10 protein-coding genes and 1 pseudogene are annotated in these 14261 nt (G+C 34.2%); 9 read left to right on the top strand and 2 right to left on the bottom strand.

The window, feature by feature from the left end; all coding sequences use genetic code 11:
• Nucleotides 1-4 precede the first annotated feature (4 nt).
• On the bottom strand, nt 5-2998 hold the full coding sequence (locus OOZ15_RS18485; RefSeq protein ID WP_265957932.1) for a SusC/RagA family TonB-linked outer membrane protein: 2994 nt from the start codon (nt 2996-2998) through the stop codon (nt 5-7).
• A 1313-nt stretch (nt 2999-4311) separates the two neighbouring features.
• Here OOZ15_RS18485 and OOZ15_RS18490 point away from each other — a divergent pair.
• The 9 genes from OOZ15_RS18490 (at nt 4312) to OOZ15_RS18530 (ending at nt 13894) form a co-directional block, all read left to right on the top strand.
• Nucleotides 4312-4815, top strand: coding sequence for a hypothetical protein (locus OOZ15_RS18490; protein ID WP_265957933.1), 504 nt, complete (start codon nt 4312-4314; stop codon nt 4813-4815).
• Nucleotides 4816-4961: 146 nt separating this feature from the next.
• Nucleotides 4962-5261 (top strand): hypothetical protein, encoded by a 300-nt coding sequence (locus OOZ15_RS18495; RefSeq protein ID WP_265957934.1) that lies wholly within the window; start codon nt 4962-4964, stop codon nt 5259-5261.
• Between the two features lie 581 nt (nt 5262-5842).
• Nucleotides 5843-5998: a hypothetical protein gene (locus tag OOZ15_RS18500; protein WP_265957935.1), complete on the top strand. Its 156-nt coding sequence runs from the start codon at nt 5843-5845 to the stop codon at nt 5996-5998.
• A 139-nt stretch (nt 5999-6137) separates the two neighbouring features.
• Nucleotides 6138-7160 (top strand): hypothetical protein, encoded by a 1023-nt coding sequence (locus tag OOZ15_RS18505; protein ID WP_265957936.1) that lies wholly within the window; start codon nt 6138-6140, stop codon nt 7158-7160.
• 14 nt (nt 7161-7174) lie between these two features.
• A complete protein-coding gene (locus tag OOZ15_RS18510) occupies nt 7175-8764 on the top strand; it encodes a vitamin K epoxide reductase family protein (RefSeq protein WP_265957937.1) in 1590 nt (529 codons plus the stop codon).
• Nucleotides 8764-10950, top strand: a complete 2187-nt coding sequence (locus OOZ15_RS18515) for a peptidase domain-containing ABC transporter (protein WP_265957938.1) — start codon at nt 8764-8766, stop codon at nt 10948-10950. Before OOZ15_RS18510 ends, OOZ15_RS18515 begins: the two co-directional genes overlap by 1 nt.
• Nucleotides 10950-12236, top strand: a complete 1287-nt coding sequence (locus tag OOZ15_RS18520) for a putative HlyD family type I secretion protein (RefSeq protein ID WP_265957939.1) — start codon at nt 10950-10952, stop codon at nt 12234-12236. Before OOZ15_RS18515 ends, OOZ15_RS18520 begins: the two co-directional genes overlap by 1 nt.
• A 39-nt stretch (nt 12237-12275) precedes the next feature.
• The gene (locus OOZ15_RS18525; protein ID WP_265957940.1) at nt 12276-13028 is read left to right on the top strand and encodes a carboxypeptidase-like regulatory domain-containing protein; all 753 of its coding nucleotides are present in this window, start codon (nt 12276-12278) and stop codon (nt 13026-13028) included.
• 221 nt (nt 13029-13249) lie between these two features.
• On the top strand, nt 13250-13894 hold the full coding sequence (locus OOZ15_RS18530) for a hypothetical protein (protein ID WP_265957941.1): 645 nt from the start codon (nt 13250-13252) through the stop codon (nt 13892-13894).
• Between the two features lie 151 nt (nt 13895-14045).
• Here OOZ15_RS18530 and OOZ15_RS18535 read toward each other — a convergent pair.
• Nucleotides 14046-14261 (bottom strand): annotated as a pseudogene (locus OOZ15_RS18535) (IS5/IS1182 family transposase); the annotation flags it as partial.

Consider the following 14261-nt stretch of genomic DNA (forward strand, 5'->3'; position numbering starts at 1 on the left):
CTAATTAAAATTTGACACGAAAACCACAGGTAATATTCTTTAAAGCAGGCAATAAACTTCCGCCTGGATATTGTGGGTCCAAACCTTTATACTTGGTCCAGGTCCATAGGTTCTGTCCATGTACAAAGACCACAATAGAGGATAATCCCGATTCCTTAATAAATTTGGAAGGGACGCTGTAGGATAAAGAAATTGTTTTTAAACGAATAAAGGAGGGGTCGTCATTATATGCAAAACTGCTGTTCCTAGCATTTGCGTAACCCGTATAATTAAGGAAAGACTGGGTATAACGTTGAAAATTTGTATCATCCCCAGCATTTTGCCATCGGTCTAAAACATTTGAACTTACATTTCCTCCGGTAAAAGGCAATCCAAAACCGGGAGGGAATAGATTATTTAAAAAAGCATTGCTTATCCCCGGTTGTTTTACAAATTCGAGCAAGAAGTTCAATTGAAGGCCTTTATAACGTAAACGGTTCATTATACCGCCATAATAATCCCGGTTACGGTCTTGAATGACTACCTGATCATCTATATTATAAAGCCCATCTCCATTAACATCTGCTACTTGGTACAAACCGGTTTCAGGATCAATCCCGGTATATCGGTATAGCTTTAATATATTTAAAGAATTCCCGACACTATATCTATTGGCATAGGAAGATTGTTCTATATTGGGAAATTCCACCAATTTATTTTCCGGAAATGAAATATTAAAACTGGTTTCCCAGTTAAAATTAGGTTGTCGTATGTTTTGCGTAGTTAATACAATCTCCCATCCCGTATTTTGTATCACCGCAGGTAGATTTGCAGTAATAGAAGGAAATCCCGTAACTGTCGATAGCGGATAATTTACCAATTGGTTGGAAGAACGGTTTCGGTACCAACTGGTTTCCATGTGGATGCGATCTTCAAAAAAGCCCAATTCCAGGGCAGCTTCCAGTTTTTTGTTTACTTCCCATGCATAATTCGGGTTTGTCAACCCCGTAGATATTAAGCCTCCAAGGTACGTTTGGTAGGAATTGTAAAAGCCGTAATCGGGAATTTGATCATTACCGGTAGTACCGTAACTTCCACGTAATTTTCCGAAGTTTAAAAATGGGATGGCCTTCTTTATACCCCCTTCTTCACTAAAAATCCAGGCCAGCCCGACAGCACCAAAATTTTCGAACTGTTTGCCCGGACCAAAACGAGAAGATCCGTCTCTTCTAGCGGTAAGATTAAGATAATATTTCTGATTCCAGTTAAATCCGATCCTGCCAAAAGCAGCACTGTAGGCATACTCCCGTTGATCTACATTCAAAACCAGAACCTGGTCCGCAGCTGATAGATTTCCAATAAACCGTTCTTGTGCATATCCTCTTGACCTTATTTGCAAATATTTGCTATTACTTTTCTGAAGGGTGCCCCCAAATACGATATCAAAATTTGCTTTCGATAGGGTTTTGACATAAGCTAATTGAGGTTCCACGATCCATGAATCCCGAACCGTCTCGCTATGGTCGGCTTCATTCGACCTACTATCTTGTATAGCAGGATCGTAAATACTGACAGGTATTATGCTTAAACTCTTCGAATCCGTTTTGGTATACCCCGAGTTCAGTTTTAAGCTTAAGCCATTAAAAATGGTATAGGAAACCGATGCACTGGCATTTAATGTATTGGTGTTTATTTCCTGTACCCTGTTGAGCACTGCAAAGGGATTGTTCCATGTAGAGTTTTCCCAATTCAATTCACCATTTTCGTCATATAACGCTGGGGCGTTGGGAGACAATCGCAAGGCATCACTAACAAAAGTGGAGCTTTGGAATAACTTGTTTTTGTCTATTCCATAATTGACCAAAACACTGGCCTTTAGTTTTCTATTCTTTGAAGTGTGATTCACATTCAAAGATCCATTAAACCGATCATAGCCAAAGTCCCCCGGGAATACTGTTTCCTCCATATGGTAAAATCCTCCTAACCGAAAGGCGGTAAACTCATTTCCGCCAGACAAGGATAATTGGGCATCCGTGACGGAGGCTGTCCTGCCAAAAAATTCATCTTGCCAATCGGTATATCTGCTTTGATCCCAAGTGCCATTTATATCGTAGGCATTGGCCGGGTAGGTTACAATGCCATCATTGGCGAAGGCTTCTTTTCGCATCTCCAGAAACTGTTCGGTATTTAAAAGTTCCATTTTATTGGAAACGGTCGCCAAACCTGAATACAATGAAACATCCAATGACGTTTTTTCAGTTGCGGCCCTTGATGCCCTTTTTGTAGTGACTAAAATAACACCATTGGCCCCACGTGAACCATAAATAGCCGTAGCATCTGCATCCTTTAATATCTCAATGCTTTCTATATTGGAAACACTGATATTGTTTAAAGGATCTATTCCGGTTACAATAGACAAATCGGCATATCCCCCTGTAATGATCGGATTAGGGTCGATAGGCACCCCATCCACGATATAAAGAGGTAAGTTCCCATTATTTCCAAAGCCATTTCGAAAACTATTTTGCCCCCTTATCATTAGAGTAGGGGCCATTCCGGGAACCCCTGTCCTTTGAACAACTTCGAGGCCTGCTACTCTTCCCTGTAGTGCTTGCAAAGGACTGACCACCGGTTGTAATTCCAATTCTTGAGCTGTCACCTTAGCTATATTTCCGGTACGTTCCCGTTCTTTTACCGTATAGTATCCGGCGTTAACGGTAACGGCTCCAAGATCGGTGATATCTTCCTTCAACACCACGGAAAGTTTTGTATTAGACCCTACAGTTATTTCAGCTGTTTGAAATCCGACATAACTTATTATAAGCACATCAGAAGGGGAGGCCGTAATGGTAAAAACACCGTTATCGTCCGTAAAAGTACCGTTTTGGGTGTCCTTGATGAGAACATGTACGCCTGGAATTGGCATCCCGTTAGTGTTTACGACCATGCCCCTGACCTGATGTTGAATATCCTCACCCAAAGGAGGGGAGTCTAATATATAGTTAAGTTTATTTGACATACCCCAGGCATTATATGCAAATAGGGTTAATGAAATGAGCAGGATACAAATAAGGAGTATCCTGACCTTATTTATAAAGGTATTTTTCATAATTTTGAGTTAGTTTGATTAAACTTCGGTTTTGTTAGATTTAGGCCTTCTAATTTTCCCTTTTACTTCTTAGAGGGCCTTACTTTTAAATTTTACATCAAGCTAACCCTAACCCTTATGTGCCTGTCCGTTTACCGCGAGCATTAGCTCCCGGTAAGGGCAGGTCCTATTAAAGAAGGACAGCCTTAGATGTTTAAGATCTTGTGATTCGTCACACGACCGGATATCGTGAAAAAGTGTAGCGTGAGTTATGGGAGAAAAATATATCGTGTACCGGAAATAAAAAAGGTCTATCGCCACTCTCATAACAATTAGTATCCTAAATAGGACACTTTGGTTTTTTAGGAAAAAGGATAAAATACACCGTAAACGCAACATTATATTGCGCCTTGGTAATCAAACTGTTTGGTTGGTGTTTCATCCTGTTCTTTTCGTTTAGTCTTGGTTGTTAGTGTTTTAAAAAAATCTTCAAAAACCGACCCCACATGACGTAAGAAAGCAAAGGTGAATTTGCATGAGAGGGAAAAAGGAGCTACTTTTATATTTGCGATAATATAATAGATGTAACCGTCTTATGTCCTGTGGCAAACACACGTGTTTCTTTAGGTATGAGGTCGGTGCTACCGAACAGCAGCTATTAGAGTTTATACCCTTAACTAAAATGGTATGACTCCCAGTTTTGCTGTCGGTTTTGAGTTCTTTATTTAGGTGCGTATTGATGTTTTTTGACATGGATTGAAGGGATGGTACCTGTTCGATACCACAATCTGAGATAACCCCTGTAACTGGGCTGCGGGTTTTGGGTGATGGTGGTTTGGTAAACTTCGTTTCCATAATCTTTTAGTTATGTAAACGATGAAACCCTATAAAAAGGAGAGAATAAAGGAATCCAACGAAACGGCCCTTACTCCTCCGATTTGGTGAGGGAATCCGACTAAGAAAACCTTAGATGAGAAAATCTCATCTCGCCCATCGAAGTACAAACGTAAAGGACCGCCCGCTGGATATATCTGCAAATATAAGATATTCCAGCATAATAGGCGACCCCGTTGTACTCTCTAGGGCATAATTTTAGTCGGATTATTTCCCCAATAGAGAGACATCGTAGTTGACAAGGAGATACACTCCTTTTTTAACGTGTCGCTTTCATTAATAACACAAATATATAAATAAAATATGACTTTTAAAAGAAATTCAAATAAAAGTCATATAAAAATTATTGTATGGCTACATTATTAGGTGAGTATTTAAATAAACTTGGAATCGTAAAGGAAAAAGTCAGAAGCATGGCAAATGTTAAGAAGCCAAGAATGAATGACTTATGCAATAAGGGTACAGCTAAGCCTTCTCCTGAAGAATTTTATAGAATAGTTCTCATTGGGGTCAAATTAGCAGATAGAGAAGAATTTGAGTTTAACAAGGCAGTAGACGAAATTTTTCCGGATAGGGCAAAGAATAATTTTTTAGAAGAATATAGTCGCCTACCATCAGACATACAATTTCTAAAGAGACACACTCTTAAGCAAAGTGATGTCGAAAATAAGATTGGAATGGCTGAAAATAAAATAAGTAGACTCGCTAATGAAAAAACGAAGGACTTGTTAGCTGTCGAGTTAATCTGCTTCATGGAAGGGTTGAACTACAATCTGTTAGACACGTTCAAGGAAATTTATGGAGAAATTAAAATAGACGCTGACGAAAAGGTTAAGAATTCGAAAAACCGGTAAAAGCCTACGTAACTGATCCTTGTTTTTAGCACTGTGAAAGCGAGTGGCTATAAGTTAAAGAGTGTTTGTAACGCACCATAAAAAGGACACTACTTAGATATAAGCACTGGAAACCGGATTCCGCTGATATACAGATTGTCCACAATATGATTGATAGGGCTACCAGAGATAATGCATTTGATTTTTTGAAAAGGCCTGTTAAGAAGAATATTAAAGAGTATTATTTACAATATATTCCTTATGTGGACGATAATGGTGAGCGGATAATTGAAGTAAAGGCGTTTTGCCGAATTCCGGAAGAACCTCCCATAGTAGATTTTTGGGAAGAAATAGACTGGCATAAGGTATATGTACCCCGCTTTACCGATAGCAACTGTTATTGGAGGATTAAAACAAACCTGGACCGGAAGGAATATTTTGATTTGCATACAAAAGCCGGAGGTTAACATCATTGAAGAGGTGTATATCCATTCATAAATAGTACTTCAAAAATCCAATTAAAGCGTATTGACCGTTGTTTTTCTGTTAGAATGTGACCTTTTACCTTCCTGCCCCCTAAAGAATTAAGCCCCAATCAAAGCAATGCTTTTATTATTACTTTTCCAGCTTACCCTTCTAGCTATCCTATTAGTCTTGCTTTGTATCAATTGGTTTGATAGGAAGAAAGGAAATTACGCTATAAAAAGGCCAAGAAGGAAGGAAAATAAAAATCTGAGAAATTTTAAAAAAGGTATCAATGTACTACCCATAAAACTTATGGAAAGTGATACGTTTGATTATTCCTTTAATAAGAAGCAATCACTTATTACATAAAACGAAACAGATATTACGTGATGCTAGGGTGAAAGCGATCAGTTGTGTTACATTTGAAAATGAATCTCGTTTATAAGATTCTTAAATGAGAGGCATACTAAAAAGTTAAATATCTCTTATCTTATTATGTTTCATGATATTTTAAAGGTATTCAATTATGGAGTATCCGAAAATCCATTAAATAGAGTAGGAATAATATATAAAATTTTAAATGATGAAAAGAAAACTTAGTATTGATGATTTCAAAACAAAACTAACAAGAAATGAAATGAGAAGTGTCGAAGGTGGCTTTTTGGGGATTTTTTGTATTACCGGAATGTTGGATGGAATCAAAGAAAACACCAAATTTAATTGGGGTCGTTGTCGATAAGACTGATTTTTTGAAAATTAAAGACTGTCTGTTATTATATACAGACAGTCTTTTGATTTATTAACTATAGATGCTTATGTTACGGATATTTATTCTAATTGTATTTTCGTTTTATATAAATAATGCTCTCTCGCAAAAAATGGTTGTAGATTCTTTGTATAAAAAACCTATTCAGCAGGTAGAGATTTATACCGAAAATGGAAAATTAATTGGAACCACAGACAAAGAAGGAAAAATCACAGAAGATTCTGTCGAAGAAATAAAGAGAAGAAATACTCAGTCATTATTTTTTTACAAAATAGGATTTAAAGAAATAAAACTCTCGGTTACAGATATCATGTTAAAAGATACTATTCATCTGTCGGAAATAACTACTCCAATAGAATTAGAAGAGGTAATCCTATCAGCAGAAAAGACAGTACCTAAATATCTTAAGATTACAACATATTTTAGAAGTATCCAATTTAGTGATTCCCAGCCCCAATATTATATGGATGGTATAGCCGAATACTATATCAAGACAAAAAACAGTAGAATAAAAGCTAAGATAATTCAAAACCGATCATACAAAGATAAATCTATAAAAAGAATAGATGAAAAGGGGTTAGTACGTTTGAATTTTAATATTGTAGGTATTCCATATATTGATGATTATATCAATAAAGAACAATTAATGGAAGAATATAACATTAAAAAAGATGAAGAGCAGGAACTTATATTAAGTCAAAAAAATACGATATTGGGTAAATATTTAGAAGAGGGAACTGAAAATATTCTTGAAATTCAGATATATTCTAAAGAAAACCCAAAGGTTATGAGGGCATTCGGTTCAGAATCTATTTTAGATAATTATTACATTAATGCCACTTATAACCACAATGATAGCTTTTCTTCTTTAAAGAGTTTTAAGGAAAGTAGAAGTTATAAAATAAAGCAAAAGAAAGAAAGCACATATACCCAAATAAATGCTGTTAATGAGCTTTATGTTCTTTCTAAAGAATTTGTAAATGATATGAAAGGAGCCAAATCTAATTCTTATTATGAATTTATTTCAAAAAGCAATTATAAAACTGATTATTGGGAAATGATTGATGATCGTGACATTCCTCTATTACCAGGGGTAGTACAAAAATTCATAAATGACAATTTGTATAAACTATAACTTTTATTGGATAAATGATTGATGAAAATAGTATAAATGCAGTCATTTCATATTTAAAAGAGATTGGTTTTATAATTGATAAGAAGTCCTTTTATTTAAAACTAAAAAAGCATCCCAACGTTGGATCTATACTAGCTATCTCAGATGTTTTAAAAGAGAAAGGTACTGATAATGAAGTTATACGGGTAGATTTTGAAAATATTGAATACTTGCCTGAAAATTTCTTGTACTATGTTAAAAATACTGGAGGGTTAGCTTATGTTAAAAAAATAGAAAGCAACAAATATTTACTCGAAAATAGTCACTATATAAGTGATCAAGACTTAAGGTTAAATTGGAGCGGGATAGTTCTTCTCATCAAAAACAATGATCAAAAGAAAGGTTCTAACTTTCTCAATAGAAAATCAATTCGCTGGATAATCGCTTTATTATGGCTTCTTCCATTTTTATTTAACCTAAAATATAATAATTTAGGGGTTAGCTTTGAATTTTTTGCCCTATCCTTTTTGGGTTTAATATTTTCACTATATGCGATAAGGCTATTTTATAGAGATAAGAGTAAAGGAAATAGCTACTGTGATTTGTCTTCTTCTATTAACTGTAGCTCTGTTATATCTTCATCAAAAAACAAAATATATAAGAATATAGGTTTTACAGACCTAAGTATCTTATTTTTTTCGTCTCAATTCCTGGGTCTTTTAATTTTCCAAGACAAAGATATAATGTGTAATTTTCTATTTTTGCAAAAAATACTTCTGCTATTATCTATCCCTATTACATTCTTATCATTATTTTTTCAAATATCTGTCATTAAAAAATGGTGCCTTTTATGTATTGGTATAATAACAACAATATATGTTCAATATTTATATTTATTTATTCATAGCGACATAAGTTTTGAGTATAACGATATTTTCGTGTTAAATATGTTAATCCTCTATTCTGGGGTTGTAACATTATGGTTTTATATAAAAGGTTTTTTAAAAAAATGGGGAAGGTTATTAGATTATGAGGATAGAGGAAACCGATTTATAAAAAATTATGATATTTTCAAATTCAATTTATTAAGGTCTGATTATCTTAAAAATATTAAAGAGGTTGGTTCTAACAAGATTATTTTAGGAACTCCTACCAGAGATTTACACATAACAATTATAACGGACCCTTATTGTTCCTATTGTAGGGATATTCACTTAATGATACAAAAAATTTATAATAAGTATAAATCTCAATTGTCAATTGAGATTCGTTTTAATATTAATCCCAAAGAAAGTAATGATGATGAGTTAGCAATCTATAGAATGTTAATTGAGGCTTATATAGATGGTGGGGAGAATAATTTCTTACAAAAATATAAATGTTGGTATGAAAATGGTCTAATTGAATATAGTGAAAATGTTGATTTAGATAAGTCTTTTTCGGATCAGATATTAAAAAAACAGTTTAAAAAAAATTCACAATACGGAATCACAAAAGTTCCACAAATAATTATAAATGGGTTTCAATATCCCGATGATTATTACAGGAGAGATGAATTAGTGTATTTCATAGACGACTTAATAGAAGACATGGATTTTATAACACCTAATTGCCCTCAAGTATAATGTCATCTTTTCCTGTATACAAGCAACCAGATATAAAAGACTGTGGGCCTACTTGCTTAAAAATTATTGCTAAGCATTATCAAAGGACTATTTCCATTCAGGAACTCAGAAAATTATCTGAAACCCATAGAGAGGGTAGCAGTTTATTGAACATAAGCAATGCATCGGAATTGCTAGGATTTCGCTCACTGGGCGTCACAATTTCACTTAATGATATACTTGATGCCCCACTTCCTTGTATTTTACATTGGAATAAAAACCATTATGTGGTTTTATATAAGATAAAAAAAGCGACTTTTTATATTTCTGACCCTGCGCACGGATTATTAAAATATACCCAAGAAGAATTTTTAAAACATTGGATTGGCAATAATGCTACGGAAACGACGGAGGAAGGGGTTGCTTTATTAATGGAACCCACACCAAAATTTTATGAAAATGAATTTGAAAAAGAAAGTAGACTAAGCTTAACATTCCTTTCAAAATATTTAATCAAATATAAATCATTTCTTCGGCAATTAGTAATAGGCTTAATAGCAGGTAGTATATTACAACTTATTTTTCCTTTCTTAACACAAAGCATTGTAGATGTTGGTATTAGAAATCAGGATATCAACTTTGTCTATTTAATTCTTATCGCTCAGTTACTTTTGTTTTTTGGAAAAACCTCCGTGGAGGTTATTAGAAGCTGGATTCTTCTCCATTTAAGTACACGTATCAATATTTCATTGGTTTCTGATTTCTTTATAAAACTCATGAAACTTCCCATAGCTTTTTTTGATACCCGTATGACAGGGGATATCCTTCAAAGAATCAACGATCATAAACGGATTGAACTACTTTTAACAACGTCATCTTTGAATGTTCTTTTTTCTATGGTCAACCTTTTGATTTTCGGACTGGTTTTGGCCTATTATAATTTATATGTGTTTCTAATATTCCTAGTGGGGAGTGTCTTTTATTTTATTTGGATTGCTTTGTTTTTAAAAAAACGCAGGGATATTGATTATAAGCAATTTTCCCAAATTAGTCAGGAACAAAGTAAAGTAATAGAACTAATTAATGGAATGCAAACTATCAAACTCCATAATGCTGAAAAGAAAAAGCGGTGGAGTTGGGAATTCTTACAGGCCAAGCTCTTCAAAATATCAGTTGATGGCTTGGTTTTAGAACAATATCAGAGTGTCGGTTCAGGTTTTATTAATGAATTGAAAAACATCTTAATAACAGTTTTGTCAGCTAAACTGGTTATTGATGGGAGTATTACTTTGGGAATGATGATGTCTATATCTTACATTGTAGGTCAGCTCAATACCCCTGTTACTCAGCTTATAAATTTTATGCGGGAGTTTCAGGATGCCAAAATTTCGATTGAAAGGCTAGCTGAGATTCATGAAAAGGAGGATGAAGAAGTCAGTGAATCAGATACAATAAGTGAACTAGAGGATAAACTGGATTTCAGTATTAAAAATATTTCATTTCGATATATTGGCTCAGAAAGCTTTGTTTTAAATAATCTCCACCTTCATATCCCTTCCAATAAAATAACGGCTATAGTAGGTACCAGCGGTAGTGGGAAAACAACTTTAATGAAATTACTGTTAAAGTTTTACGACCCCAATCATGGAGAAATCCTTTTGGGGCATTATAATTTAAAGAACATTTCCCAAAAGTCATGGCGGGATAAATGTGGAGTGGTCATGCAGGAAGATTATATTTTTAATGATACCATTGCCAATAATATAGCCGTTGGGGTAGATTATGTTGATAAGAAAAAGCTGAAATATGCAGTTCAGGTTGCTAACATTAAAGATTTCATAGAAGAACTCCCGCTTTCATATAATAGTAAGATAGGTATGGAAGGGATTGGGCTTAGTACAGGTCAAAAGCAAAGGCTCTTAATAGCCCGTGCCGTATATAAAAACCCAGATTATTTGTTTTTTGATGAAGCAACTTCCGCATTGGATGCCAACAATGAAAAAGTGATTATGGAAAACCTGAATACATTTTTTAAAAATAAAACGGTGGTGGTTGTAGCTCATAGATTAAGCACAGTTAAAAATGCACATCAGATTGTAGTCTTGGAAAAAGGTAGGATAGCAGAAGTCGGAACTCACGGTGAACTGGTCCAAAATAGAGGAAATTATTATCATCTAGTAAGAAATCAGTTAGAATTAGGGAAATAATGCCAAATACATTAGATGATATTGAATTACGAAGTGAGGAGGTTCAGGAAATCCTCACCAAAGTCCCCAACTGGATGATTCGTTGGGGAAGTTTGCTGTTTCTAACATTAATCATTTTATTACTTTTTTTATCATGGTTGATTAAATATCCAGATGTAATTGCTTCACAGGCTGTTATTACAACAACGGTTCCTCCGCAAAAGGAATATGCTAACGCAACGGGGAAAATGGATTCTATCTATGTGTCGGACAATCAAGAGGTTTTTAAAGGACAGGTGTTAGCTATTATAGAAAACTCAGCGATTGCAGAAGATGTTTTGTATTTAAAATCCATCTTGGATACAGTTTCTGTTAATAAAGAGGCATTTTATTTTCCGACAGAAAAGCTTCCTATTCTTTTTTTGGGAGATATTGACCCCTATTTTGCAGATTTTGAAAACAGTTATAATGCATATGTTCTTAACAGGGAATTAAAACCTTTTTCCAATCAAGCCCAAGCTAATAACATCTCTTTAGACGAACTTGAAACACGGTTGGCTAATATAAAAGAGCAACAACGTTTAACGAAATCCGAGCTGGAATTAAAAAGGAAAGATCTGGGACGGAATAAATTGCTTTATGAGAAGGGGGTCATTTCTTCACAGGAATACGAAAACAAACAACTTGATTTCATTAATAGTGAACGAAATTATAAGAATATGGGGGTCTCAATATCTCAGTTAAAATCAGATATAGCCCTAGCCCGAAAAACTTCCAAAGAGACACAAATATCCAAAAGCAAAAAAGAATTACAATTGCTTAAAAATACCATTCAATCATATAGCAGCTTAAAAAAGGCTGTTAAAGACTGGGGAAACACCTATGTATTAATATCAGAAATTAATGGTAAAGTTTCATTTCTTAATTTTTGGAGCAATAACCAGACCGTATTTACGGGAGATCAGGTTTTTACAATCATTCCGACTAAAGATTCACAATATATGGCAAAATTAACTACACCATCTCAAAATTCAGGAAAAATAGAAATAGGACAAAAAGTAAATATTATGCTTGCCAATTACCCCGAAACCGAATTTGGGGTTTTAAAAGGAGCGGTAAAGCATGTCTCGCATACACTTGATAAGGATGGAAACTATATTATAGATGTAACACTACCAAAAAAATTGATTACTAGTTACGGAAAAGAGCTTCAATTTAAACAAGAAATGTTGGGGCAAGCAGAAATTATTACCGAAGATCTAAGGCTTATAGAGCGTTTCTTTTACCAGTTTAGAGTAATTTTATAGGAGAAAATGAAAACCCGAATTTTAATAATATTCTTTTTCATGAGCCTTTATGCAAACGCTCAAGATCACACATATATAAGTGGGAAGGTTATGGTTGATGGTAAACCTATAGAGGGAGTTCATGTTTTTAATAAAACCGGTTTTAATGGGGGCATTACCAGCAAAGAAGGTTTTTTTGAAATAAAAGCAAAGGCTCAAGACACATTACTGTTTTCAAGTATTTCATACAAAATGAAAGAAGTGATCATAACGAATAGGCTTATACATCAAAGAAATATTACAGTCCAAATGACCCCTATTGTCTACGAACTGGATGAAGTCGTTATCAGGCCTTACCACCTATCAGGGTTTTTAGAACATGATATGAAGGAAATGGATCAGAATACCCCTACAGCATCCAGTTTAGGGTTGCCTAATGCAAATGTCCCTGCTATGTCATATTCAGAAAAAAAAATTTATTCATTAAGGAATCACAATGGTGTCCTTTTTGCTTTAATTAATGGAATTTCTGGGAGGACTAAAAAAAATAATAAAATAATTGCAATTATACGCAAGCAGGACAGTTTAAAAAAAGTAAAATCATATTATCAAGACTCATTGTTTGTAAATGCTTTAAAAATACCACATAGCCACATAGACGGTTTTATGTATTATTGTGAAGCGGATAGTTCCTTTCAAAAAATAATTGAGTCGGAGAATAAATTGATCATATGGGAGTTTTTAACGCGCAAAAGCACAGCGTATCGTCAGCTTTTAAGGGGTGAGGACCACAAAAGATCAGAGCAAAAATAATAATTTTAATTTTTCTATTAGAGAACTATACTTTTTATTGATTTAAATCCCTTTTTGATGAGTAATATTTTAAAATATGCTACCTGTTTGTTAGTTGTTTCATGCTTTAGTTGTAGTAAAAGTGAGGTGTAAGGAATGATTCAGGACTTTATGTTGGTGCGTATAGGTCAATGGATCAAATGGTACCATACCCTTATGTCATCAAGCAAAATAAAGACTCAATGTATTTATTTAACAACAAAGGAAGCTTAATTGAAAAGACCGCAAATAATAAAATTAAAAAGTATGGAACAATTAAGTTTAAGGAGAAACATTTAAAAGTTCTAAATAAAAACGATGAAGGTTTTTATACTATTGATTTGTTGGATAGTCTGAATTTTAAACCATTAAAAAATGGAAAAGCCAACCCTAAAAACAGTGCTAAATTTATTGAAATTCAATCCAAGATATCTATAAATATTGAACAATTAAAAAAAGAATTGAACAGTTCTATTTGGGAATATGATGTTATAGAAGATGAAAACAGCAATCCTAATAAGGATTTAGAAATAAAGCAAACAATCCAATTCAAAAAAGACAGCATACATATTTTGACCGATTATTATTACCAAGGATTAAAAACAGTATCAGAATATGAAACAAAGGGTTACAGTTTGTTCAAGGTAGATAATGTTTGCTTTTTGTCTCTTCAAAAAGGGAATACAAATCCACAGCCTATATTTCAAATTTTAAATTATGATTCTAAAAAAATAAATTTAAAGGATTTTTCTTCAAGAGAGATTAAAAGTATTAGTTTTTATAAAACGAACTCATTTAAACTTTTTCTTTTTGAATTTTTTCAATGCTATCACCATAAATGCCAATAAGTTAAACCCTATCCAGCTAGCTATGGTGGTGTCGAACCTGTTGAGCAATGACCGGAAACTGTCCATCCAAGCATTGGTTCGTTCTATGGCATAGCGCTGATCATAAAGTTCCTTGTCAAAATACTCGTCCCTGTCCTTGCCCCCGTTGCGCTTATTGAAACAGATATTGGCATTGTATTTCCTTAAGCTGGCACGCCTGCCCAAAGCCTTCGGAATCAAACCCTGCATCAGCGTTGAGGAACAAGCCTCCTACAGCTATATTGGCATCTCCCAGTGTGCCCGTAACCACTTCAAACTCTACTTCTATATTGTGGAGGTCGTTATGGTTGCCCGCCACGGGATTGGACATGGCCAAAGGGATTCCCTG

It is taken from the genome of Galbibacter kalidii (assembly GCF_026241135.1).
Taxonomy (GTDB): domain Bacteria; phylum Bacteroidota; class Bacteroidia; order Flavobacteriales; family Flavobacteriaceae; genus Galbibacter.

Excerpts from the sequence above, each read along its gene's own strand:
- OOZ15_RS18485 (WP_265957932.1), bottom strand. The coding sequence starts at position 2,998 with ATGTCAAATAAACTTAACTATATATTAGACTCCCCTCCTTTGGGTGAG.
- OOZ15_RS18490 (WP_265957933.1), top strand. The coding sequence starts at position 4,312 with ATGGCTACATTATTAGGTGAGTATTTAAATAAACTTGGAATCGTAAAG.
- OOZ15_RS18495 (WP_265957934.1), top strand. The coding sequence starts at position 4,962 with ATGATTGATAGGGCTACCAGAGATAATGCATTTGATTTTTTGAAAAGG.
- OOZ15_RS18500 (WP_265957935.1), top strand. The coding sequence starts at position 5,843 with ATGAAAAGAAAACTTAGTATTGATGATTTCAAAACAAAACTAACAAGA.
- OOZ15_RS18505 (WP_265957936.1), top strand. The coding sequence starts at position 6,138 with ATGGTTGTAGATTCTTTGTATAAAAAACCTATTCAGCAGGTAGAGATT.
- OOZ15_RS18510 (WP_265957937.1), top strand. The coding sequence starts at position 7,175 with ATGATTGATGAAAATAGTATAAATGCAGTCATTTCATATTTAAAAGAG.
- OOZ15_RS18515 (WP_265957938.1), top strand. The coding sequence starts at position 8,764 with ATGTCATCTTTTCCTGTATACAAGCAACCAGATATAAAAGACTGTGGG.
- OOZ15_RS18520 (WP_265957939.1), top strand. The coding sequence starts at position 10,950 with ATGCCAAATACATTAGATGATATTGAATTACGAAGTGAGGAGGTTCAG.
- OOZ15_RS18525 (WP_265957940.1), top strand. The coding sequence starts at position 12,276 with ATGAGCCTTTATGCAAACGCTCAAGATCACACATATATAAGTGGGAAG.
- OOZ15_RS18530 (WP_265957941.1), top strand. The coding sequence starts at position 13,250 with ATGTATTTATTTAACAACAAAGGAAGCTTAATTGAAAAGACCGCAAAT.